Annotated in this window: 18 protein-coding genes, 3 tRNA genes and 1 pseudogene; 12 read left to right on the plus strand and 10 right to left on the minus strand. The window is 73.4% G+C overall.

From position 1 onward, the window contains the following. Positions 1–8 precede the first annotated feature (8 nt). The 4 genes from OG389_RS14065 to OG389_RS14080 are packed head-to-tail and all read left to right on the plus strand — an operon-like array spanning position 9 to position 5,038. On the plus strand, positions 9–920 hold the full coding sequence (locus OG389_RS14065) for a phosphatase PAP2 family protein (RefSeq protein WP_328298824.1): 912 nt from the start codon (positions 9–11) through the stop codon (positions 918–920). Beyond that, a complete protein-coding gene (locus OG389_RS14070; protein ID WP_328298825.1) occupies positions 805–2,037 on the plus strand; it encodes a hypothetical protein in 1,233 nt (410 codons plus the stop codon). The genes OG389_RS14065 and OG389_RS14070 overlap by 116 nt, the downstream gene beginning before the upstream one ends. Beyond that, on the plus strand, positions 2,025–3,713 hold the full coding sequence (locus OG389_RS14075) for a hypothetical protein (RefSeq protein ID WP_443059268.1): 1,689 nt from the start codon (positions 2,025–2,027) through the stop codon (positions 3,711–3,713). Before OG389_RS14070 ends, OG389_RS14075 begins: the two co-directional genes overlap by 13 nt. Beyond that, positions 3,710–5,038 (plus strand): AAA domain-containing protein, encoded by a 1,329-nt coding sequence (locus OG389_RS14080; RefSeq protein WP_328298826.1) that lies wholly within the window; start codon positions 3,710–3,712, stop codon positions 5,036–5,038. The genes OG389_RS14075 and OG389_RS14080 overlap by 4 nt, the downstream gene beginning before the upstream one ends. A gap of 1 nt (position 5,039) precedes the next feature. On the opposite strand, the gene OG389_RS14085 is transcribed toward OG389_RS14080, so the two are convergent. Beyond that, positions 5,040–5,522 (minus strand): MarR family winged helix-turn-helix transcriptional regulator, encoded by a 483-nt coding sequence (locus OG389_RS14085; protein ID WP_328298827.1) that lies wholly within the window; start codon positions 5,520–5,522, stop codon positions 5,040–5,042. Positions 5,523–5,653: 131 nt separating this feature from the next. Between OG389_RS14085 and OG389_RS14090 the strand changes: the two genes are divergently transcribed. The 4 genes and pseudogenes from OG389_RS14090 (at position 5,654) to OG389_RS14105 (ending at position 7,606) form a co-directional block, all read left to right on the plus strand. Next, positions 5,654–6,223 (plus strand): NADPH-dependent FMN reductase, encoded by a 570-nt coding sequence (locus OG389_RS14090; RefSeq protein WP_328298828.1) that lies wholly within the window; start codon positions 5,654–5,656, stop codon positions 6,221–6,223. A 254-nt stretch (positions 6,224–6,477) separates the two neighbouring features. Beyond that, complete coding sequence (locus OG389_RS14095) at positions 6,478–6,825, plus strand: hypothetical protein (RefSeq protein WP_328298829.1); 348 nt, start codon at positions 6,478–6,480, stop codon at positions 6,823–6,825. Positions 6,826–6,992: 167 nt separating this feature from the next. After that, positions 6,993–7,542 (plus strand): annotated as a pseudogene (locus tag OG389_RS14100) (bifunctional DNA primase/polymerase). Further along, positions 7,533–7,606: transfer RNA gene (locus tag OG389_RS14105), tRNA-Lys, on the plus strand. The pseudogene OG389_RS14100 and the gene OG389_RS14105 overlap by 10 nt, the downstream one beginning before the upstream one ends. A 56-nt stretch (positions 7,607–7,662) precedes the next feature. Here OG389_RS14105 and OG389_RS14110 read toward each other — a convergent pair. Next, on the minus strand, positions 7,663–8,898 hold the full coding sequence (locus tag OG389_RS14110) for a M6 family metalloprotease domain-containing protein (protein WP_328298830.1): 1,236 nt from the start codon (positions 8,896–8,898) through the stop codon (positions 7,663–7,665). 399 nt (positions 8,899–9,297) lie between these two features. Here OG389_RS14110 and OG389_RS14115 point away from each other — a divergent pair, with 399 nt between their 5' ends. Together OG389_RS14115 and OG389_RS14120 are read left to right on the plus strand one after the other, a co-directional pair. Next, positions 9,298–11,118, plus strand: a complete 1,821-nt coding sequence (locus OG389_RS14115) for a putative bifunctional diguanylate cyclase/phosphodiesterase (RefSeq protein ID WP_328298831.1) — start codon at positions 9,298–9,300, stop codon at positions 11,116–11,118. A gap of 205 nt (positions 11,119–11,323) precedes the next feature. Beyond that, positions 11,324–11,758 carry an ALF repeat-containing protein gene (locus tag OG389_RS14120; RefSeq protein WP_328298832.1) on the plus strand — a complete coding sequence of 145 codons (435 nt, stop codon included), beginning with the start codon at positions 11,324–11,326 and terminating at the stop codon, positions 11,756–11,758. An 86-nt stretch (positions 11,759–11,844) separates the two neighbouring features. Here the strand turns inward: OG389_RS14120 and OG389_RS14125 are convergent, their stop codons facing one another. Beyond that, a complete protein-coding gene (locus tag OG389_RS14125; protein ID WP_328298833.1) occupies positions 11,845–13,551 on the minus strand; it encodes a glycosyl hydrolase family 18 protein in 1,707 nt (568 codons plus the stop codon). Positions 13,552–13,805: 254 nt separating this feature from the next. Further along, positions 13,806–14,999, minus strand: coding sequence for an LLM class flavin-dependent oxidoreductase (locus tag OG389_RS14130; RefSeq protein WP_328298834.1), 1,194 nt, complete (start codon positions 14,997–14,999; stop codon positions 13,806–13,808). 229 nt (positions 15,000–15,228) lie between these two features. Here OG389_RS14130 and OG389_RS14135 point away from each other — a divergent pair, with 229 nt between their 5' ends. Next, a complete protein-coding gene (locus OG389_RS14135) occupies positions 15,229–15,987 on the plus strand; it encodes an IclR family transcriptional regulator (protein WP_328298835.1) in 759 nt (252 codons plus the stop codon). 117 nt (positions 15,988–16,104) lie between these two features. On the opposite strand, the gene OG389_RS14140 is transcribed toward OG389_RS14135, so the two are convergent. The 5 genes from OG389_RS14140 to OG389_RS14160 form a co-directional block, all read right to left on the minus strand. Continuing rightward, positions 16,105–16,178, minus strand: a tRNA-Lys gene (locus OG389_RS14140). A gap of 51 nt (positions 16,179–16,229) precedes the next feature. After that, complete coding sequence (locus OG389_RS14145) at positions 16,230–17,912, minus strand: AMP-binding protein (protein WP_328298836.1); 1,683 nt, start codon at positions 17,910–17,912, stop codon at positions 16,230–16,232. A gap of 57 nt (positions 17,913–17,969) precedes the next feature. Next, positions 17,970–18,587, minus strand: coding sequence for a lytic polysaccharide monooxygenase auxiliary activity family 9 protein (locus OG389_RS14150; RefSeq protein ID WP_328298837.1), 618 nt, complete (start codon positions 18,585–18,587; stop codon positions 17,970–17,972). 247 nt (positions 18,588–18,834) lie between these two features. After that, positions 18,835–21,102, minus strand: a complete 2,268-nt coding sequence (locus OG389_RS14155; protein WP_328298838.1) for an SPFH domain-containing protein — start codon at positions 21,100–21,102, stop codon at positions 18,835–18,837. Between the two features lie 11 nt (positions 21,103–21,113). After that, entirely contained in the window at positions 21,114–22,499 is a 1,386-nt protein-coding gene (locus OG389_RS14160; RefSeq protein ID WP_328303767.1) for a peptidoglycan-binding protein, read from the minus strand. 269 nt (positions 22,500–22,768) lie between these two features. Here OG389_RS14160 and OG389_RS14165 point away from each other — a divergent pair. Continuing rightward, positions 22,769–22,842 (plus strand) — tRNA-Lys (locus tag OG389_RS14165). A 77-nt stretch (positions 22,843–22,919) separates the two neighbouring features. On the opposite strand, the gene OG389_RS14170 is transcribed toward OG389_RS14165, so the two are convergent. Beyond that, complete coding sequence (locus OG389_RS14170) at positions 22,920–23,579, minus strand: class F sortase (protein WP_328298839.1); 660 nt, start codon at positions 23,577–23,579, stop codon at positions 22,920–22,922. Between the last annotated feature and the right edge of the window lie 3 nt (positions 23,580–23,582).

The following is a 23,582-nucleotide window of genomic DNA, read 5'->3' on the forward strand; positions in this document are numbered from 1 at the left end:
TACGCCGTATGACTAATCGGCGGCAGCCCCCTCGATGGTGGGCCGAACTGCTGGTCCTGGGACTCCTCTACGGGGCGTACTCGGGCGGCAGACTCCTCGCCCGGGGCGACGTACGGCTGGCCGTCGACCACGGGCTCGCGATCCTGCGCGTGGAGGAACTCCTGGCGATCGACCTGGAGCGGCCGCTCAACCGGCTCTTCACCCACCACGCGGCGCTCGGCATACCCGCCGACTTCGTCTACGCCTCCCTGCACTACCTCGTCACCCCGGCGGTGCTGGTCTGGCTCTACCGGCGACGCCCCCAGCAGTATCGATTCGCCCGTACCTGGCTGGCGAGCTCCACCGTCCTCGGACTCATCGGCTTCGCCCTGGTCCCCACCTGCCCGCCCAGGCTGCTCGACGCCTCCTACGGGTTCACCGACACGATGGCCCGGTACAGCGCGTACGGCTGGTGGGGCGGAGAGGCCAGCGCCCCGCGCGGGCTCGGGGGCCTGACCAACCAGTTCGCTGCCATGCCCAGCCTGCACGTGGGCTGGGCCCTGTGGTGCGGGATCGCACTGTGGCGCCACGGGCGCCGGCCACTGGTGCGGGCGCTCGGCGCCGCCTACCCCGCCGTCACCACCCTCGTGGTCATGGGCACCGCCAACCACTACTTCCTGGACGCCGTCGCCGGGGCCGCCGTGATGGGCGCCGGATACCTCGTGGCCCGCGCCCTGCCCGGATCCGGCGCACCGCGCACCGTCCGAACAGCCGGTTTCCACGGTAAGTCCACGATTGTCAGTGGCGGATGGGACACTTCCGCGGGTGAGCTCCTACCCGTCCAGCGCCGTGCCGCCGCAGACCCCGCAGCTGCCGCAGACGCCGAGGCCGCTGCGGCCGACGACTCCGCCCCCGAGGACTCTGCGGCAGCGGCTCGCTGACCTGCGCGGCCCCGCCGTACCGCCCCGCCCGCTCGACGCCCGCGCGCTGGCGGCGCTCGCCGCCAACCCGGGCTGCGGCAGACGCGCACTGCTCGACGGCGCGGGCGTGGACAAGACGGCCCTCGCGGCGGCCCTCGGCTCCCCCGCCGGCTTCGGGCAGTCGCAGTTCGCCATCGTGCGCGGGAACTCCTTCGAGGCCAAGGTCAAGGGCGACGGCGGAGCCGAGCTCCTGCGGCTGGTGCACGAACACCTCGGCGCCGGGTCCGGTGACGCGCCCGGGCCGGACGCGCTCGTGCCCGATCTCACCGCCGCCGGGCCGCAGGGCCGCGCCGCACGCACCGCGCTCGCGCTGCGGGACGCCACCGCCGCCGGGGCCTGGACCCTGCTCGACCACCCCATGCTCGCGCTGGAGGTGGCCGGCTCCCCCGCCTACCTGGAGCCGGACGCCGTCGTCGTGCACCCCGACGGCCGCTGGACCGTCGTGGAGATCAAGTCGTTCCCGATGATCGACGGGGCCGCCGACGCGGCCAAGGTGGGCGCCGCCGCCCGCCAGGCCGCCGTCTACGTCCTGGCGCTGGAGTCCACCGCCGCGAAGCTGACCGGCGCCGAGGTCGGCCACACCGTGCTCCTGGTCTGCCCCCAGGACTTCTCGAACCTGCCCACCGCCGCCGCCGTCGACATCCGCCGCGAGCGCTCCGTGACCCGGCGCCAGCTGGAGCGCCTCACCCGGGTCGAGGAACTGGCCGGGGCCCTGCCCGAGGGGCTCAGCTTCGACCCGGCGCGCTCCGCCGAGGAGCTGACTGAGGCCGTCTCGGCGGTGTCCGCCGCCTACGCCCCCGAGTGCCTGGCCGCCTGCGAGCTGGCCTTCCACTGCCGGGGCCGCGCGCGCGGGGCCGATGAGGTGACCGCGCTGGGCCGTTCGGTACGGGGCGAGCTGGGCGCGCTGACCACGGTCGAAGCCGCCCTCGCGGCGGCCGCCGGTGCCGAGCCCGTGTGCGGCTCCGCCCCCGGCGACCCGACGGCGGCCGCGCTGCGGCACGCCGCCCGGCTGCGCGCCGAGGCGCTGGAGCAGGCCCCTTACCGCGTCCGCCCGGAGGCCGCCGCATGTCCCTCATGAGCACCCTGGCCCGGCTGGAGGCCGTCCGGGCGGGCCGGGCCCAGCCGCTGGCGACCGTACGGCACCGGCATCTGAGCGGGCGCCCGCTGGTCCTCGTACCGCTGACGACCGCGGGCGAGGCCGGGGCTCCGCTCGGCGCGATGGTCGGCACCGATCCCGACGCGCCGCACGTCCTGGTCGTAACGCAGCCGCGCGACCGGGACCTGCGGTGGGAGTTCCTGGCGGAGCTGGCCGGGCACGTGGTCCCGTACCTCGAGTCGTACGCGGACGCCGTCGAGCCCGTGGAGCGCACCGAGACCGATCCGGAGACGGGCAAGCGGGTCAAGGTGGAGGCCGAGCTGTGCCTGGACGCGCCGCAGCTGATCGTGCCGAGCCGTGCGGGCATCGAGTACGTACGGCTGCTGGGCCGGTCCATGCGCTTCCGGCGGACCGCCGAAGAGGACCCCGAGAACCCGTATCCGGCGCCCGCGCGGGTGCCGCTGCTGGGGCGCTGGTTCACGCACCTCGCCGAGCGTTCCCGGGTGCCGGGTTCCTCGATGCTGCTGTCGGCGACGGACCTGCTGTCCCGGCACTGGGCGACCGGGCAGAGCAATCTGGAGGACCAGCACCTGGGCGCGCTGCTGGCGTGGATCGATCCGCCGCGGGGGACCTCCGGCGCCGAGCGGGCGCTGCGCGCGGAGCTCGGCCGGGGCCCGGACGGGCAGTTGCTGGTCCCGCCGGCCGGTCCGGCCACCGATCCCGCGTTCGACAACAAGCTGCTGGCCCCGGCGATCGCGAAGTTCGACGCGGCCCGTGCGACCGCCGCTGCCAACGGGAACGGCAGCGGGAACGGCGCCGGAACCGGGGACGGGGCTCGGGCCGCCGCCGAACAGGCGGTCCGGCAGCTGGTCGTGGCGCAGATGGAAAGCACCTGGCGGGCGGTGTGGGAGTCCATCGGCCTGCTGCGCGAACTGCCCGCCGGGGAGCGCACCGAGGACCGCTGGACCGGCGACCGCTGGTCCTACACCGGCCACCGGGACCGGGTCCGTGCGGGCGAGGGCCCGCAGCCGCGCCGCGACGACGCGGTGACGGCGGCCCGCAAGCTCGCGACGCGGGAGACCGAGCAGGTCAGGCTGGAGGCCCAGGAGGCGCTGGACGACCTCCTGGTGATGGCGGGGCGGCGGCTCGCGGGCGAGGCCTTCGCCGGCGAGGTCACCGAAGTGGTCATGGAGTGGACCGGGTCGACGCGGCCGAGCCCGCGCCCGCTGGTGACGGTGGCCACCGAGGACCGGCCACAGCTCGCGGACGGCGTCAGCGGGGACGGCAACACGAAGGTGTACCGCTCCCTGGACGGGCGCCCGCAGAGCGCGCAGTTCGTGCGCCGGGAGGAGGACGGCCGCCTGGTGCTGCGCCTCCTCGACAAGATGGGCCGGGGCAAGGACCCGGTGGCGGGCTCCGTGCCGGAGAAGGGCGACCGGGTGTGCTGGACGCTCTTCGAGCACGACGCGCGCGGCGGCCCGAAGCTGCCGGACGCCGAGCGGACCCCGTGGACCCACGGCGGACCGCCCGCGCACCTGGCCGGTTCGGCCGCCCCGCACCCGACCGGTTCGGCCCCGGTGCACCCGGCCGGCTCCGCTCCCGCGCTCCCGATGCCCGACTCCGCGCCCGATCCAGTGACCGCCGAGGACCTGCTGTGAGTTTCGATCCTGGTGCGGAGGCCGACCGGGCCACCGCGGCCATCCTGCACGACACCCTGCACGGACCGGCCCGGGGCGTGGTCGTCGACTCCCCTCCCGGGGCCGGCAAGTCCACCCTGGTGGTGCGGGCGGCGCGCGATCTGGCGGCCGCCGGGCGCCGGCTGATGGTGGTCGCGCAGACCAACGCCCAGGTCGACGACCTGGTGCTGCGGCTGCACGGGAAGGACCCGGAGCTGAAGGTCGGCCGGCTGCACAGCAGCGAGGGCGACAGCTTCGATCCGGCCCTGCGCGAACTGCCCTCGGTGGTCCTCTCGGCGAAGCCGGCGGAGCTCGCCGGGCTGCCGGTCACCATCTCCACGGCGGCCAAGTGGGCCTGGGTCAAGGACGTGGAGCCCTGGGAGCACGCCATCGTCGACGAGGCGTACCAGATGCGTTCGGACGCGCTGCTCGCCGTGGCGGGGCTGTTCGACCGGGCGCTGTTCGTGGGCGATCCGGGGCAGCTGGACCCCTTCAGCGTGGTCGGCGCCGAGCAGTGGGCGGGCCTGTCCTACGACCCCTCCGCCTCGGCGGTGTCCACCCTCCTCGCCCACAACCCGGACCTGCCGCAGCACCGGCTGCCGGTGTCGTGGCGGCTGCCGGCTTCGGCCGCGCCGCTGGTCTCCCGCGCGTTCTACCCGTACACGCAGTTCCGCAGCGGGACGGGCCCGGGCGAGCGGCGGCTGTCCTACGGGGTCGCGGGCGACGGTTCGGGCCCCGACCGGGTGCTGGACGAGGCCGCCGAGTCGGGTTGGGGGCTGCTGGAGCTGCCGGCCCGGCACACCCCGCGGACCGATCCCGAGGCGGTGCGGGCGGTGGCCCTGGTGGTCCGCCGGGCGCTGGACCGGGGTGCGGTGACGGTGGACGAAGAGCCCGGCGGCCCGTCCCCGCTGACCGCCGACCGGATCGCGGTGGGCACCGCCCACCGGGACCAGGCGGCGGCGGTCCGGGCCGCGCTGGCCTCCCTCGGGGTCACCGGGGTCACGGTGGACACCGCGAACCGGCTCCAGGGCCGCGAGTACGACCTCACGGTGGTGCTCCACCCGCTCTCGGGCCGCCCGGACGCGACCGCCTTCCACCTGGAGACGGGCCGGCTGTGCGTGCTGGCCTCGCGGCACCGGCACGCCTGCGTGGTGGTGGCCCGGGCGGGCATAGCGGAGCTGCTGGACGAACACCCGTCGACGGAACCGGTACAGCTGGGCGTGACCGTGAAGTTCCCGGACGGCTGGGAGGCCAACCACTCGGTCCTGGCGCACCTGGCGGAACACCGCGTGCCCTGGAAGCCCTGAATCAGCGCGACTTGCGCTCGACGCCGAGGCGGGTCCTGAGCAGTTCGCCGACCTCGGCGAAGGTGCGCAGCTGCTCCGGGGTCAGGATGTCGATCAGGTGGCGGCGCACCGACTCCACGTGGAGCGGGGCCGCCGTCATGATCGCGGTCACGCCCTGTTCGGAGAGGACCACTTCGGCGCCGCGCCCGTCGCCGGCCACCTCCTCGCGGCGGACGATGCCGCGCTGCTCCATGCGGGTGAGCTGGTGGGAGAGCCTGCTGCGGGACCACTGCATGAGGACCGCGAGGGCGCTGATGCGCATGCGGTGGCCGTCGGTGGAGCCGAGGACGGACAGGACGTCGTAGTCGGCTTCGGAGAGCCCGCTGTCCTGGGTCAGATCGCGTGCGATATCAGCGTTGACCAGCGGAAACATCCGTCGCCAGGCGTACCACGCCTGCTGCTCGGCCTCGCTGAGCCAGCGCGGCCCGCTCTCGATCTCGGTCATGACCGAAGTCTAGACCGGTAAGTGACATGTCACCTACCTAGTTGACACGTCACCCATATACGGGCTTCCATGGACCCGCACCATAGGTGACACGTCAACAACATTGCCCACACCGCGAGGAGCCCCCTTCCGTGAACTCCCACCCGATCCGCCTGCACATCGTCTCCGCGTCCGTCCGCCCGACCTCCCTCGCCCGCCCCGTCGCCCGCTGGGTCGCCGACCGGGCCCGGGAGCACGGCGGTTTCGAGGTCACCCCCGTCGATCTCGGCGAGATCGCGCTGCCCTTCCTGGACGAGCCCGAGTACGCCTCCAGCGGCATCTACACCCACCCCCACACCCGCGCGTGGAGCGCCCTGATCGACTCCGCGGACGCCTTCCTCTTCGTCCTGCCGATGTACAACGGCGGCTTCACCGCCCCGTTCAAGAACGCCGTCGACTTCCTCTACCGCGAGTGGCAGGGCAAGCCGGCAGGCCTCGTCTCCTACAGCGCGGGCGGCACCGGCGGAGCGCCGGCCGCGGCGATGCTGCGGCCGGTACTGGAGGCCGTGGGCATGGTGCCCACCGCATCCTCGGTGGCCGTCCCGGGCATCACTGGGCTGGTCCCGGCCGGCGCGTTCCGGGCCCCGCAGGGCCTCGCCGGCGAGCTGGCGACCGTCCTGGACGAGGTGGCGGCGCTGTCGAAGGCGCCGGTCATCGCGTGACGAGCGCCCCGGCCAGACGGTCGCACGCGGCGTGCGGGTGCAGCCGCACACCGGGCGGATGACGGCGCCGACCCGATCACCCGCTCGATGCCCCCGTCGCAGAGCCGGTCCAGTTCCCCGTGCGCACCATCGGCCGTACGGATGTTCCCGCCCACCCGCGGACACCCTCGGGCCGTCTTGCGCGAAGCTGGACAATGGACGGTGGCCCGGAAGCTTTTCGGCCCACCGTTCCCACGCGCAGCAGGAGGACACGCATGGCAGAGCCCGAGCGGACCGAGCGCAGGCTACGGCCCGCACACCTGCTCTTCGAGCCGTCGGAGACCGTCACCGACCCGGAGCACTTCTTCGACCTGGAATCGATCGAGGACCCCCGGGAGCTGCTGGTCCGGGCGACGGAGCTGACCCTGGCCTTCCGGGCCGCGCAGGAGCGGGCGGTGGAGTTCCAGGCCGTGGCGGCCGCGCAGCTGGCGGATCCGCGGCGGTTCGACCGGGTGCCCGCGGCCGCCATCGCGGAGCAGGCGGAGTGGACCGAGGACTACGCCCGCAAGATGATCGAGTTCGGCGAGTCCCTGCTGCGCGGCACCACTCCCGGGGGTGCCTGACCCGACGGGCGGGCGGGCTCCGCGGTGCGACCTCTGGCATATGCGGGGCGCAACATACCCCAGAGCCACCCGGCCTGTCCTGGATTCCCGTAACTCCCGGAGATCGTTCCGCTACACCGGGTAGACCTGGACGCATGACGACCCTCACCGGCTGTCCCGCGCTCGACATGCGGACGACGACCGCCTCCGCGAACCATGTCACCCCGGCCGGCGCCGCCTGGCTGGCCTCCGCGTCCGCCCGGCCGGGCAGCACGCTGGCCGCCTGGCAGGCCCGGCCCACGGCGCCCGCCGTACTGCCCTGCGGGACCGCCTTCGACGTCGTCAGCGTTCCGCTCGTCCTCGGGCGCCGCATGCTCGACCTGCTCTGGGCCGAAGGCCCCGGCTCCGGGCCCGCCGCCGTGCACCGCGGGCGGACGCTGCTCTTCGCCGCTCCCGGCACCGCGCACCGCCTCCCGGCCCTCCTGGCCTGGGAGGAGTGGAGCACCCCCGTCCCGGCACCGCTCTGCCACGGCCCCGGCGACGCCGTCACCGTGCCCCCGCTGGCCGCCGCCGCGGGGCCGTCCCGCTGGCTGGTGGCGCCCGACACTCGGCTGCCGTGGCTGCCCGGACCCGAGGCGCTGCTGTGGGCGTTCGTCCGTGCCACCCGAGCTGCGGATATCGATTTTTCCGATCGCCGGTCGGGATGCTAATGTTTTGCTCGTCACCAAGCGCCGCTAGCTCAGTTGGTTAGAGCAGCTGACTCTTAATCAGCGGGTCCGGGGTTCGAGTCCCTGGCGGCGCACAGACGGAGAAGGACCCCCATGCGAGTGGGGGTCCTTCTTGTTTCCCCGACTCGCCCTATCGCGTGATCTTCACCGTGTACGCGCCGGACTGCGTGCGGTCGGCCACCTCGATCGTGATCCGCTCGCCCGGCACGGTGAACGTCTCGCCCACCTCCAGCGGCGCGTCCGCGAGCGGCGGGTACACCGACCGGTCCCAGCACGCCTCGGTGTCGGGGTGCGCGTCCATGACCTCGATCGGCCCACCGCCCGAGGCCGCCTCGGTGCGGATCCGGTAGACCAGGACGCCCTCGGTGCACGTGTCCCCGTCGTTGCCCGCCGAACCCCGGGCCTCGACCGCGACCGCGCTGCCGGTCCCCGTACGGATCACCGCGAGGCGGGTGCCGCCCGTGCCGCCGCGCGGCGGGGCCTCGGACAACGGCTGGATCGTGTGCAGGGAGGAGCCGGCCGGTACGCAGTCCACCTGGGAGGCGTCCAGCCAGCCGAGCTTCCACTTCTGCCAGGCGAAGAGGTCCGGGGCCATGCCGAACTGGCTGCCCATGACGTCCCAGTCGCCCACGTACGTGTCCCAGTCGCCCTTGCCGTCCGAAGGCCGGTGGTAGAGGTCGGGCAGGTCGAAGACGTGCCCCGTCTCGTGGGCCAGCACGTTGCGGTCGGGCGGGTGCTTCTCGAAGACCGTGACGATGCGGCGCAGGTCGGTGCCGTCCGCCCTGATCGGCTGGTCGAAGTTGACGACCTTGGTGGCGTCGGAGTCGACCCCGGGCGCGTCCGGGTCGGCGACGAAGTAGACGACGTCGTACTGGCCGAAGTCCACCGTCGGATCGGCGCCGGCCACGGCGTCGCGCAGGTAGGCGGCGCGGTCCGCCGGTGCCCAGTCGCGCTGCATCCCGTACGCGGTGGACGGCTTCGGCATCCTGATCCACTGCTTCTGCGGGTGCGGGACCAGTCGGAAGCGGCCGTAGGAGGCCTTCTCGAAGAAGTCGCTGGTCGCCGGGAAGTAGTCGCCGGTGAGCTGCTCGGCCGTCAGGGCGGGGCGGTGGTCGGGGAAGGAGAGGAAGACCATGACCGCGTTGAGGGTGCGCTCGGGCCTGGGGTAGGCGCCGTTCCAGCTGTCCAGGCCCAGGGAGTGGTGCGCCGCGGTACGGGTCAGCGCGCAGGGTCCGGCCCCGGGTGCGGCGACCGCGGGTCCCGCGACGAGCGACATGGCGGCGAGCGCCGTCAGGGAAGTGAGCGCCGCCGCCGTGGTTCGCATGCGGGAGCGGTCCACTCCCCCGGGTGTCTGCTGTCGCGGCACATCGACCTCCGGTGGTGGATTAGTACCTCTTCATCCACCTTGGGGCGATTGTCTTACTAATGCCCTGTTCCGCTGCCCCACACGAGTGAGCACTGGGGCAAGCCGGTGACGCGGGGTTTCGCACACCCGCCTACGGAAAGTCACGACCGATCAGGTGAGGTCAGCGAGAGTCGCCGCATGCTCACAGCCGTGCGGAAACGATCAGGCGCAATCGCGCCGACGATCCGTCATCACACCGAACTCCCGCGTCCCGCACGGCGACGCCGCTGGATAGGGCCGTCCGGCAGCCTCTATGATCGGCACACTTTCCTGCACGGACACTCACACGCACTGCGGGAGCCAACGGTGAGCGGAACCTCAGACGGAACCGGTTCGGCGGCCGACAACATCCGATCGGCCATGACGCAGCGTCACTCAGAACTGACGAAGACGGCAACCCCGGACCATGCCGAGGCCGCGCCGCACGACCACGCGGCCGGGACCCAGACCGGTCACCAGGCCGACTTCCGGGCCGCCTTCGACGCGGCCCACCTCCCCATGGCCGTCATCGACCGCGGTGGCCACGTCGCCTGCGCCAATCAGGCCCTCGCCGCCCTGCTGGGCGCCGAGCCGGCCGCCCTCGCCGGGCGGTCCGCCGCCGATCTGGTGGACCTGGCCTCCGAGGCCCGCACCTGGCAGGCCTACCAGGAGGTACTGCGCGGCCGGCAGGCGCGGCTGCGCTGCACCCGCCGGCTCAAGCACCCCGACGGGCACTCGCTGTGGACCGAGATCACCCTCGGCCCCGTCCCCGGGACCGGCGACGTCCTGCTGTCCGTCGCCGACATCAGCGACCGGCGCGACCTCCAGGCCCGCCTGCGCCACCTCCAGATGCACGACCCGGTGACGCGGCTGCCCAACCGGGCGCTGTTCTTCGAGCGGCTCTCCGCCGCCCTGGAGGCGGCCTCGTACGAGCAGGGCGGCACCGGCCGGATCGGGCTGTGCTACCTGGACCTCGACGGCTTCAAGGCCGTCAACGACACCCTGGGCCACCGGGTCGGCGACCGGCTGCTGGCCGCCGTGGCCAAGCGGCTGGCCCGGTGCGCCGACCAGTCCGGCTACGGACGCACCGGCGGACACCTGGTGGCACGGCTCGGCGGTGACGAGTTCGCCCTGCTGGTCGAGGAGTCCACCAGCACCGAGCAGCTCGCCGACCTGGCGCGGAGCGTATTGGCCGCCGTGCAGGAGCCGTTCGACCTCGCCGGGCAGCGGCTGTCGGTCTCCGCCTCGATCGGGGTGGTGGAGCGGGCGGCCTCCGGGACCTCGGCGACCGGGCTCATGCAGGCCGCGGACACCACGCTGTACTGGGCCAAGGCCGACGGCAAGGCGCGCTGGACGCTCTTCGACCCGGAGCGCAACGCGCACCGCATGACCCGCCAGGCACTCTCCTCCACGCTGCGGCCGGCCGTGGAGCGGGACGAGTTCACTCTGGAGTACCAGCCGCTGGTGGATCTGGAGAGCGGGGTGGTGCGCGGGGTGGAGGCCCTGGTGCGCTGGAACCACCCGCAGTTCGGCACGCTGACGCCGAATCGGTTCATCGGAATTGCCGAAGAGGACGGCTCCATCGTGCAGTTGGGACGGTGGGTGCTGCGCACGGCGTGCCGCCAGGCACGGCGCTGGCAGATCGAGCAGCCCAGCGACTCGCCCGTCTTCGTGTCCGTCAACGTGGCGGTGCGCCAGGTCTGGGACTCCGACCTGGTCGGCGACGTCGCCGAGATCCTGGCGGAGACGGGCCTGGCACCTCAGCTGCTCCAGCTGGAGCTGACGGAGTCGGCGGTGATGGGCTCGGCCGGACGACCGCTCCAGGCCCTGCAGGCGCTGAGCGACATGGGGGTGCGGATCGCGATCGACGATTTCGGCACCGGCTACTCCAACCTCGCGTACCTGAGCCGGCTGCCGGTCTCGGTGCTGAAGCTGGACGGCTCCTTCGTCCGCGGCTTCCGCTACGAGGAGGGCGCCCATCCGAATCCGGCCGACGAGACCATCGTCGAGGCCCTGGTGCAGCTCGCGCACCGGCTGGGCCTGACGGTGACCGCGGAGTGCGTGGAGACGGCCGGCCAGGCGGCCCGGCTGCGCCGCGTCGGCTGCGACACCGGTCAGGGCTGGCTGTACTCCCGGGCGGTGGCCCCGGAACTGATCGCCGAGATGATCGCCGCCCGGCCGCGGACCGGCGCCCCCGGCTGAGCGGCCCGCCGGCCGGCCGCCGTACCCCGGGGCGGAACCGGCCGCCGTACCCCGGGGACCGAAAGGGAGCCGGGTTGCGGGCGGAGCACGGCAGCGAGCGGCGCCGGACTCTGCCGGACACCGGCATTACGTCACCGCGCCACCCTTTGGAACGATCTTCGTGCCGGCCTGCCGCCGGCAGCTCTTCGTACCAGGGGGAAACCACATGAAGACGACCCGAGCCGCCCTCGTCCTGGCCGCCGGCGCACTCGCCCCGGCCCTGCTCCTCGCCACGCCGGCGCTCGCCGCGGGCCCGTCAGCCGCTCCCGCCGCCGCGTCGGCGGCGAATTCGACGGACACGCAGAACGCCGCGGCCATCGTCAAGCTGCTCGCCGACCCCGCCAGCGGCAGGGCCGTCAAGCGCGAGGCCAACAAGGCCCTCGACGGCACCGCCGCCGACCGGACCGCCTTCCTCGCCACTGGCCTGCGGCTCGCCCGGGCCGAGGACGACCGGGTCGCCGTGGCCCGGATCCTGGCCCGCCCCGGCATCAGCGCCGCTCTGCGCGCGGCGGCCAACAAGGCCATGGACGGCACCCCCGAGGAGCTGCGGTACTTCGTGACGGTCGGCCAGTACGAAGTGGACGCCCCCGCCCGGCGCTGACCGCCGGCCACGGCCGCCGACACGGCCGCCCCCGCCCCTGTGAGAGGGGCGGGGGCGGCCGGCGCTCGGCGCGGGGTGGGGGGAGATCAGCAGGCGCCGAGGTCCTTCCAGACACCCCATTCACCGGTGGTGCCGGGCACCTCGTTCTGCGTCCACCACTGGGCCTTGTACTTGCGGCCGTTGTACGAGACCTCGTTGCCACCGGTGTAGACGGTGCCCGCGACGTAGGCCGGAGCGGTGCAGCCCGTGGTGGGCGGCGTCGTCGGAGGCGTGGTCGGCGGGGTGGTCGGCGGCGTCGTGGGCGGAGTGGTGGGAGGCGTGGTCGGCGGGGTGGTCGGCGGCTGGGTGGTGCCGCCGAGGGAGTCCGAGATCTGGTTCAGCAGCGTGGCGTTGGTGTCCAGGCCGAGCAGGGAGTACATCATCGCGCCGGCCAGGCCGCGCTGCTTGCCGTAGTCGACCCGGGCCTGGATGGACTTCTGGTTGAGGCCGGTGAAGAACTCGCCGTCCTTGAAGAAGTACGAGGCCTTGGCCTGGTCGTCCCAGAAGGTGGTCGCCGGGTTGTCGACGATCCCGCCGAGCTCCTTGTAGAGCGCGATGCCTGCCTGCTGGCTGGTCGGACGGGCGGCCGAGGCCTGGGAGGCGGGCTGGGCGAGACCGTTGGTGGTACCGGCCTGCACGCCCTTCCAGCCGCGGTAGTAGAACTCGTAACCCAGGGTCAGCTTGTTGGCGGGGAAGCCGCCGGTGATGCCGTAGGCCGCGTTGCCGTCGATCCAGGAGTCGATGGCGTTCTTGATGCTGTACTTCTCGGTGCCCGGGGTGATCGCGTCGGTCGGGTCGGACGCCGAGTTCAGCAGCGGGGACTGGTGGTACGTCGGGCCGTCCGCGTCCCAGGCGCCGTGCATGTCGTACGTCATGATGTTCGCGTAGTCGAGGTACGCGCCGATCTTGTCCGTCTCGATGTACTTGATCTTGTCCTGGCCGGCCGGGAGGGCCGAGGTCAGCAGGTACTTCTTGCCGCCGTTGGCCGCGCCGTACGCGTCGAGCTGGGTGCGGAACTCCTTGAGCAGGAGCGTGAAGTTCTGCTTGTCCTCGGCGGCGTAGTGGTTGCCGAGGTGACCACCCGACGAGCCCGGGTACTCCCAGTCGATGTCGATGCCGTCGAAGATGCCGGCGGCGCTGCCCGCGCCGCCGTAGCCGCCCTCGACGGGCAGGTTGCCCTTGATGTACTGGTCGATGCAGGAGGAGACGAGCTTCTTGCGGGAAGCGTCGGTCTTGGCCGCGTCGCTGAAGTACTTCGAGTAGCTCCAGCCGCCGATCGAGATGTTGATCTTCAGGTTCGGGTACTTGGCCTTGAGCTGCTTGAACTGGTTGAAGACACCGACGATGGGCTGGTCCCACTTGTCGGCGACGCCGCTGACGCTGTCGGCCGCACTGAAGGACTTCTGGTAGTCGGCGTACGAGTCGCCCGCCCCGTCACCGGCGTTGGGGTTGTTGTCGTCGCCCGCCGCCTTGTTCGCCTCGAAACAGGTGAGGTCGGTGGGGTGGATGTTGCCGAACGAGTAATTGATGACGTCGAGCTTGCTCGCTATGCCGCGGGTGTCGAGGTGCTTGGGGTAAAAGGCGTTCCCGTACACGCTCCACTGGTCGTAGTAAGCGATCTTGACGTTGCCGGCCGTGGCGGTGGAGGAGGCCTCGGCGGCCGCGGCGGTACCGAGCCCCGCGAAGGTCGCCAGCGCACCGGCTGCAAGCGCGGCGGTGGCGGCAGCCGCGATGAGGGGTTTACGGATGTGCATGAACTGCCTCCGGGGGGTGGGAGGGGAGAGCGAGAACATCAGGTGGGAGAAGTGATAGCGATCACTCCCGGCCCGCGTCAATGGTTTGGACCAAAGAAGGACTAGACCACTGCCAGGACAAATCCCTTGGTCAGAGGCGTGAGGGCATACCAAAAACTGCCCGCCACCCCAGGTGACGAGCAGTTTTCACGTACCTCCGGCCATCCCCGCGCAAGGTTTCGGCAACAAACCAGCCAAACCCCGTTCGTCTTCGATCAGAAGCCTGCCGGGTCCTCCCCCGGCATCCCGTACGCATCTGCGACGAGCCCGTACGAGCGCAACCTGGCCTCCCCGCCATGGGCGTTGGCGGTCAGCATCAGCTCGTCGGCGCCGGTCGCCTTCGCCAGGGCGTCGAGTCCGGCGCGCACCTCGTCGGGGGTGCCGTGGACCACGCCCGCGAGCCGCTCGTCCACGAACTCCCGCTCCAGCGGCGTGTACGGGTAAGCCGCCGCCTCCTCGGGGGTCGGCACCAGCCCGGGGCGCCCGCCGCGCAGCCGCAGCATCGACAGCGCGCCCGTCAGCACCTGCGCGCGGGCCTCGGCGTCCGTGCCGGCCGCGAGAGCCGCGACGCCGATGACCGCGTACGGGGCGTCCAGGACGGCCGAGGGCCGGAAGGACTGCCGGTAGAGGTCGAGGGCGGGCAGGGTCCCGGCCGGGGAGAAGTGGTGCGCGTAGGCGAAGGGCAGTCCGAGACCGCCCGCCAGCCGGGCGCTGAAGCCGGAGGAGCCGAGCAGCCACACGGGCGGGCGGGCGGCGGGGCCCTGGACGGGACCGGGCACCGCGTGCACGCGGGCGTACGGGTGCCCGTCGGGGAAGTCGTCGTCGAGGAATCGGATCAGCTCCGCGAGCTGCCGGGGGAACTCGTCCACGGCCTCGTCGCGCCGCCCGGGCCCGCGCAGCGCGGCGGCCGTGCGCCCGTCGGTGCCGGGGGCGCGGCCGAGGCCGAGGTCGATCCGGCCCGGAGCGAGGGCCTCCAGGGTGCCGAACTGCTCGGCGACGGCGAGCGGGGCGTGGTTGGGCAGCATGACTCCGCCCGAACCGAGCCGGATCCGGGAGGTGTGGGCCGCGAGGTGGGCCAGGATCACGGCCGGGGAGGAGCTGGCGACCCCGGGCATCGAGTGGTGCTCGGCGACCCAGTGGCGGTGGTAGCCGCGGGCTTCGGCGAGCCTGGCGATGCCCACGCTGGTGCGCAGGGAGGCGTGGGCGGTGCTGCCGGCGCCGACGGTGACGAGGTCGAGCACCGAGAGCGGGACGGGGGCCCGGCCGACGGCCGTCCCGCGGATCCCGTCACCGGGAGCTCCGACGAGGGCCCCGCCGCCGCCCGGCGGGTCCGACGGGGCGGACGGGCCGGTCCCGGCCCGGTCCGGCGTGCGGCTCCCCTGTCGATCCGCGTCTCCGGTGTCACTCATCGTCGCTCCCGCTCCGCTCGCCCGTCTGTACGAAGAACTCGAACCGCACGGCCGGGCCGGGCATTCCCGGCACTCTCGGACACCGCCCATGACGTTGGCATATGCCAGAGGAGTAGATACAGGCAGAGCGGTGCAATCGAGCCATCAATCTCACCAACAGGCGCTCCACATGGGCCTCTTGGTGGCTATCGTGTGAGGGCAAGCGGTAACAACCTGCTAGGGGGAAACCGTGGCGCTGAAGCCCGAGCCGACCGCGCCGTTCCACTCGGTGCAGTACGCCCTGCGCGTACTCGAAACGGTCGCCCGCCATACCGGCGGCGTGACCGATGTACAGATCGCGCGTGAGACCGGCCTGCCCGCGGTCCATCTCGCCCCCATGCTCCTCATGCTGCGCCGGGAAGGGTACGTACTGCAGGTGTCCGACGGCGCCTATGCCATAGGGGACTCCCTCGTCCTGCTCGGCTCCGGCGTCGACCGCAAGCAGGCCCTCCAGGACAAGCTCCAGGACACCCTGGACCGGCTGCGCGACTCGGTGGGCGCGGCGGTCTACATCAGCCGGTACGTCGACGGTGAGGTCCGCATCACGCAGTTCGCGGACAGCCCCCGCACGCCCAAGGTGCACGAGTGGGTCGACTTCCGCTCGGCGGCGCACGCCAGCGCGGTGGGCAAGTGCCTGCTGACCCAGCTCGACCTGAACGGGCGGCGCGACCACCTGTCCCGGCACAAGATCGCCCGGCTGACGTCGAAGACCATCGTGAACGAGCGGATCCTGTTCTCGAAGCTGGACAGCCAGCCGGCCACGGTTCCCATGCTCGACCTGCAGGAGTACGCGGTGGGCACGGTCTGCGCGGCCGTCCCGATCACCGCCGGAGCCTCGGTGGGCTGCCTGGCCCTGTCCCTGCCCGTGGAGCACGCCCACCGGCTGCGGGCGGCGGCCGACGCCCTGAACCGCAAGGCCGCGCCGCTGCTGCTGTCGCTCACCCTCTGAGCGGCGGGGCGGCCCGGCCGGCGACGGTGCCGGTGCCGCCCGGAAACCGGCACGCGGAACAGCCCGGAAAACACTTCGGGCGGTTCCCGGTGAACCGGAAACCGCCCGAAGGACAGGTGCGCCGCCAGGGACTCGAACCCCGGACCCGCTGATTAAGAGTCAGCTGCTCTAACCAACTGAGCTAGCGGCGCCTGCTGACAGAGAAAATACTACCTGCTCCTCCGGGGTGCTCAAAACCGCTTTCAGCGCCCCAGCAGATCGGCCCGCCCCTGGGCCTCGTAGGAGGCCAGGAGAGCCGCCAGATCCGCCGGCTCCAGCATCCGGTACCCGCTCTCGCCCGGCGGGCGCCACCAGACCGGGTCCGCGGTGCGGAAGGCCTCGCCGCGCAGGGAGACCCGGTGGACCTTGTTCGTCGCCGTGATCGGCATGGTGGGGACGATCCGCACGTAGCGCGGGGCCATCTTCGTGCCGAGGTCCGGCTGGGCTTCGAGGAAGGCCGCGAAGCCCTGCGGGGAGAAGGCGGCCCCTTCGCGCAGGGCCACCGCCGCCATGACCTGGTCCCCCGCCACCTCGTCGGGTACGGCGTACACGGCCACGGCGGCCGCCCGGGCCCAGCGGGCCAGGATGTTCTCGATCACCGCGGCGGCCAGGTTCTCGCTGTCGACGCGCAGCCGGTCGTCGGTGCGGCCGGCGAAGTAGAGGAAGCCGTCGGGGTCGCGGAAGAAGAGGTCTCCGGTCCAGTACCAGCCGTCGCGGGTGCGGTCCGCCTCCGCGCCGGGGTTGCGCCAGTAGCCCTCGAAGAGGCTGCGGCCCTTGTTGACCAGCTCGCCGATGGCCTCGGAGCCGTTGAGGAGCCGGCCCCGCGCGTCGAGGACGGCCGGCGGGCACTCGCGCCCGGTCTCCGGGTCGATGACGGCGAGGTCGTCGCCCGCGCCCGCGCGCCCCAGTGCGCCCGGCGGGGTGTCGGGGGTGCGCTGGACGGAGGCGCCGCCCTCAGTGGCCCCGTAGCCCTCGACGAGGCGGACCCCGAAGCGTTCGGCGAAGCGCGCCGCGTCGACCGCGCCCGCCTCGGTGCCGAAGCCGAGGCGCAGGACGTGCTCACGGTCGTCGGGGCGGGGCGGGGTGGCGAGGACGTACTGGACGGCCCGGCCGACGTAGGTGAAGTACGTAGCCCCGTAGGCCCGTACGTCGTCCAGGAACGCGGAGGCCGAAAATCGTCGGCGCAGTGCCACGGCCGCGCCGCCCGCGAGGGCCGGGAGCCAGTCCGCGATGACCGCGTTGCCGTGGAAGAGGGGCATGCAGATGTAGTGGACGTCGTCCGGGGTGACCGAGAAGTGCCGGGCGAGCGAGGCGCCCGCGCCCGCGAGGCGGCCCTGGGTGCAGATGGCGGCCTTCGGGGCGCCGGTGGAGCCTGAGGTGAAGTAGAGCAGCAGCCGCGAGGACGGGCCCGGGCCGGCGCCCAGGGTCGCGTCGCCGGGTTTCGCTCCGGCGTACGGGGCGAGCAGCGCCGCGTACTCCCCGGCGTCCTCACCGTCCGTGACCAGGATCCGTACTCCGGGCAGGTCGAGGCCGCGCAGGAGCGGCAGGTGGGCGCGCTCGGTCACCAGGATCCGGCAGTCGGTGTGCAGGATGTCGCGGGCCAGCTCGGGACCGCGCCGGGTGGGGTTGATCCCGGCGACGGCGGCCCCGGCGAGGGCCGCCGCGCCGAGCCAGAACGGGAACTCGGGGGTGTTGTCGAGCAGCACCCCGATGTGCGGCTCCGCCCCCGGCGGCAGCAGGTCGACGAGGAGCGCGGCGCGCGCCGCGGCCTCCCGGGCGGTCCGGTGGTGACTGAGCACGCCGTCGGCGTGCTTCAGGCCGGGCCGGTGGTCGCCCCATTGGCTCGCGATGAGCTCCGCGACGGTCTCGGGTGTCGTCGTCCGCATGCCGCCGGAGAGTAGCTGACGTTCCGTCAGAAATGAACGCCGGGACCGGCCCGGCCGTCAGAACTGGACGTCGGAGCAGGAGTAGAAGGCGTTCGCGGTGTCGTTCACCGTCCAGACGGCGAGGATCAGGTGCCGGCCGCTCTTGCCGCTCGGCATGGCGCCCTGGTGGACGGTGGTCATGGCGGGGCGGGCGCCGTTGTAGGCGACCGTGAGGAAGGGCTGCGGGTCGAGGTCGGCGCGGGTGAGGGGCTTGGTGGGGTTCCAGCCGTTCTTCGTGACGTAGTACCGGAAGTCGGTGGTGGAGTGGTTCGCGGTGAACTGCCAGCGGAAGCTGTAGCTCTGCCCGCTGGTCACCGGGGTGGCGGGCCAGGTGCCACCGCGCGGGTCGTCGAGCTGGGCGAACTCGGTGTGGTTCGCCGAACATATGTGACCGTCGGCGGGGCCTGCCGCGGGGAACCCCTTGAGGCCCTCGACGCTCTGGGGCTCCCACTGGATGGGGCCGCAGTCGGCGACGGTCTTGTTGGCGCAGAGCTTCTGGCGGCTGATGGGGGTGTCGGTGTAGCCGTGACCGGTCGCGGTGGGGGCCGTGACGAGCGCGAGGGCGGTGACGACCCCGAGGCCGACGGCGGTGACGGCGGCGGCCCGCGGGGTTCGGGGCATGCGGAAGGAACGCATGATGCTCCTTGAACGTGGGGGGGTGTCCGGCGAGAGCGTGCGCGCACGTGGGGATGGACCGTACCGGTGTCGGCGGCACGGCCCGCTCACGACTCTTTAGGTCTAGACCAAGTTCCACAGTATTGACGGGAGTTGGCCATGTCCATACCAATGGAAGAACGGGTGGTCCGGTCCACCCGGATCCACCCGTTCTTCCACCACGCCTCTTCCGCCCCGCTTGGGCCCCGCGGCCGTCGTCGCGTGGGCGCTACTCCGCGCGGCCCGTGTAGAAGGCGACGGTCAGGTCCTTCACCAGTGCCTTGCGCTCGTAGTCGTCGAGCTCTACGAGCCCGCGCGAGGTGAGGCGGTGGACGGTGTCGTCGACCGCGTCGACAACCGAGGTCAGGACGGTGTCCCGGTGCTTGGCGTCGATCGCCGCGACCCGGCGCCGGCGCATGGCGTCGGCGACCTCGGGGGCGTACTCGATCCGGGTCGGCTGCGCCGAGAACACCTCCACACCCACCGCCTCCGTCTCGGCGGCCAGCATCCGGGTCAGCGCGTCACCGACGGCCTCGGCGTCGCGCAGGGTCGGGGCGTCCTCGTGGAAGGCGTCGGCGGGGAGCTGGGACAGCACGCGGGCCATGGCCGATTCGACCTGCTCGGCGAGGTAGTCCACGTGGTCGGCCACGGCGAGGGTCGCGCGGGCGGTGTCCTTGACCTGCCAGACGACCTGGACGACGACCTGGAGGGCGAGGCCGCCGGAGTCGACGGCGGGCATCGGGTCGCTGCGCCAGTGCCGGAGCCGGACATCGACCCGGCGGCGCAGGAGGAGGGGGCTGATCCAGGTCAGGCCGGAACGGCGGACCGTGCCCCGGTAGCGGCCGAAGAGGGTGAGCACCCAGGCGTGCCCGGCGCGGCCCCGGCCCAGTCCGCCGAGGGCGAGCAGCACGACGATCCCGAGGAAGGCGAGCGGGGGCCAGAACCGCGCCTGCAGTCCCCGGTAGGGGCGGGGCTCCGCGCCGAACGCCGCGGCGAGGGCGTCGGGGACGGCCCCGGCCCGCCAGAGCACGACCGCGCAGCCGGTGAGCGCGATCCCGCCGACGGCCACGCCGATCCAGCCGGGCAGCACCGGGCCGTGGTGCTCGCGGAGCCGGTCGTCGCCGCGGGGGACGCGGCGGCCGGGGGCCGCCCGGACGGCGGTGGCCCCGGCCGGAGCCTTGGCCCGCGGCTGGGGCTGGGGCTGCGGCTGCGGCTGGGGCTGCCGCTTCACCGGGGGCTGCGGAGGGCGCTGCACCGCGCCGCGGAACGGCAGGTGGACCGGTACCTCGGTCACCGCGGGCCCGCGTACCGGCGTGACCCGGGGCAGGTCCTGCGTGTCGTCCTCCTCCATCCGCGCCACGGCCCGCGCGACGACCTCGGCGACCCCGGGCCCGGGCACGGCCGAGCGCTCCCTCAGCTGCGGCTCTTCCTCGGGGGCGTCGGTGGCGGGACCGGTGGCGGTGGCGGGACCGGTGGCGGGGCCGGCGCCGCCCGGTGCGGGGACGGACCACGTCAGCTCGCGGCCGCCGGCCGGGCCGTGCGGACCGCCGTCGGCTCCTCCGTGGCGCGCTGCCGCGCCGCTGAAGGCGTGCTCGGCGTCGGCGGCCGGAGCGGGGACCCCGCGCTCGGACACGAACCCGGCGGCGCCGCGCGCCGGCGGCGCCGCCCCGGACGGGCCGGGCAGGCCCCGTACGGCCGCCGGCGCCGCGTACCCGGCCTCGGGGGCCGGGCCGGGGACGCCGAACGGGGGAGCACAGGACGCTTCGGCCTCGGCTTCGGCCTCGGCCGGTTCGGCGGCACTGGCGGTCGGCCCCGGCAGCGCCGCGACGCACTCCGGAGCGTAGGAGTCCTCGGTGAACAGGCCGCTCCGGCGGGCGCTTTCGCCGTCGGCGACGAGGCCCGCGGCGGCCAGGGCCGCTCCCCGGGCGGCCGGCGGGGTGGGGGGCCGGAGGTCGTCCTGCGGATGCGGGCGGGCGGCTTCGCCGTCGGGGCTCCGCAGGCGCAGGGTGGCCGCCCCGGCGTCGGCCTGCTCGTCCTGGGGGTGCGGGATGTCCAGCGCCTGGGCCCGCGCCGCGGGTACGTCACCCCATACGGCGGGCCCGTGGGGAGCACCGGCCGCAGCCCGGCCCGCCACTCCCGCGGCCACCGCGCCGTCCCCGGCGGGGCCGCCGATGTCCAGAACCTCCCCGGCACCCGGAGTCCAGGCACCGGGAACGGCGGCCGGAGCCACCGCGGCGGGCGCAGGCGACGCCGCGGCGGGCGCAGGCTCCGCCCGACCCTGGTCCGGAGCCACCGCCCAGCCGGTCGGCTCCGCCCACCCGGTCGCGGTCGGCGCGGCCGCGCACCGCTCGGCCGCCGCCCGCTCGGGGGTGGCCGACGTGGCCCGCGTGGCCGTCGGCGGTGTGGTTTCGGCCCGCTCCGGCCCCGCCGCCGCCGGTGCGGGGGTCGGGGGGAAGTGGAAGGTGCCTGTGGTCGATGTCGTGCGCGTGGGGTACATCGTTGCCTCCGTCATGCGAACAGCCGGCGCCAGGTTTCCGGGCCCGGATAGCCGTTGGCCTCGGCGCCGCGCCAGCCCTGGGCACGCTGGAACGCCTCGACGCCGCGGCGGTCGGCCTCGCCCCAGCGGGGGCCCGGACCGGATGTGTAGTTCTTGCCGAAGCCCTTCTTCACCAGCTGGCGGCCAAGGGCGGTGATGGACGGGTGGGACACCCCCGGGCGGAAGGTCGCGGTACCCGGGAAGGCCGGCTTGCCCGCCGGTCCCAGAGCGCCGCCCGGTGTCGGGGTGCCGACCGGAGTCGGGGTGCCGACCGGAGTCGGCGGGATGTCCTTGCCCTGGTGCTGGGTGAGCAGCCGCCAGGTGTACGCGCCCGGAACGCCGTCGGCGTCCGCGCCCGTCCAGCCCTGGGCGCGCTGGAAGGCCTCGGTCGCCTGCCGGGCGGCGTCGGTCCACTGCGTGCCGACGCCCTTGGGGTAGAAGCGGGAGCCGCCGCGGTCGACGAGCATCCGGCCCAGCCGGGCGATGTGGACGTTGTCCGCGCCCGGCCCGAACTTCGACGCCCCGGGGAAGGCGGTCGGGACCGCCGGCGAGCCGCCCGGATTCGGCGGTTCACCGGCAGCCGGGGGCCCGGGAACGGCGCCGCCCGCCACCCCGATGAACCGGTACGGGATGTACTTCGCCGCGTTGTTCCAGTAGCCGTACGGCGTGGCCTGGCGCCGCGTGGTCGGCCGCGTCTGCTCGTAGGTGACGTAGTGCGTGCGCGTCTCGTCCACCCACCCGCCGAAGAGCACGACGTGCGAGCCCTTGTTGGGGTCGGCCGGGTTGTGGAAGAGCAGCATGTCCCCCGGCAGCAGCTCGTCCTTCGTGATCCGGGTCGCGAACTTGTCGAGGCTGCCGGTCCACTCGTTCGTGCCGAGGTTCCATGCCATCGAGACGTAGCCGGAGCAGTCCTGCCGGTACCCGTCGGTCCAGTACTCGGCCATGCTGTACGGGACCTGCGCGTCCAGCCACAGCTTCGCCCGGTTGATGATCGCCGCCCGGTCGGTCCGCTTCACCGCGGAGGGAGCTCCCGGCAGCCCGGCCGGCTTCGCGGGCAGGCCCTTCTTCCCGCCGTGCAGCGGGGCCCGGCCGCCCTGCGGCTGCCCCGGGTCGTCTTGCGACACCGCGCCGCCGGGACCCGGAGCGGTCACCGCGACCGCCGCTCCCCCGCCGCCGCCGAGGACCACTCCCGCGGCGGTGGCCAGGACGAGCGCCCGGCGGGCTCCGCGTACGGCGGGGTGGCCTCCGTCGCGCAGCGGTATGGCCCGGGCGCGGGCGAGCGCGCGGCGGCGGTGGGCGCAGCCTTGGCACGGGCAGTCGCCGGCGGGCTCGTACTCCTCGAAGGCGGGCATCGGCATCGAGATCGCGGCCGACGCCGTGGCCGGTGCCGGTGCCGTCATCGGCGTCACTTCGTACACATCCGTCGGAGGCTGCATCGTCATGCGGTTCCGTCCACTCCCCTGCTCGTCCGCTGGTCGGCCGGACCGCATCTGTCAGGGCATCAGATTCGGCCTTGCCCAGACATATCGTGCACGACAAAGCCCCCAAACATGGGTTAATCGGACAACGCGGGCGCGGCCTGTCACGAGCACCGGCACGGGTGGGGTAGAGTTTTCCCTGTCACCAAGCGCCGCTAGCTCAGTTGGTTAGAGCAGCTGACTCTTAATCAGCGGGTCCGGGGTTCGAGTCCCTGGCGGCGCACAGACGGAAGAAGCCCCTCGCAGTGAAAACTGCGAGGGGCTTCTTCGTTCGCCCCGGAACACGCGTCCCGGGAGGGCTCAGGCCGCCGTTCCCGGGCGGACCCCGACGCCGGTCAGGTACGCGGACACCACCACGTTCGCCGTGTACTCCTTGGCCGCCTTGTCGTACGTGCCGCCACAGGTCACCAGCCTCAGCTCCGCCCGGCCCCTGACCCTCGGGCCGTACGCCTTGGCGGGATCGAAGCCCGCGCGCTCGTGGACCCGCACGTCCTCGACCGTGAACTCCGCGACCGATCCGTCCGCCCGCACCACCCGCACCTTGTCACCCGGCTTCGCCGAGCTCAGCCCGTAGAACACCGCCGGCTTCGACTGCGTGTCCACGTGCCCGACCAGCAGCGCGGTCCCGGCCGCGCCGGGCTGGGCACCACCGCGCCACCAGCCCACCGTGCCCGGGTTCTCGTACGGTGGCGGCTCGATCGCCCCCTTCGCATCCAGGTCCCGGACGATCACCGGGGCCTGGACACCCAGGGACGGTACGTCGACCCGCGCGGGCGCGGCCGGCCCCAGCGGGTTGTGCGCCGCGGGCAGACCCGGGGCCGCCGGTCCGCCGGCCTGGCCGGGAAGGGGTATCTGCACCCCGGTGATCTCGCGGCCCCACAGCCACAGGCCGAGGACCAGCACCGACCAGGCGGCGAAGGTCAGCAGCCGGGAACCGGAGCCCCTCGCCTCCCCGCTCACCCG

Source organism: Streptomyces sp. NBC_00435 (assembly GCF_036014235.1).
Classification (GTDB): Bacteria; Actinomycetota; Actinomycetes; order Streptomycetales; family Streptomycetaceae; genus Streptomyces.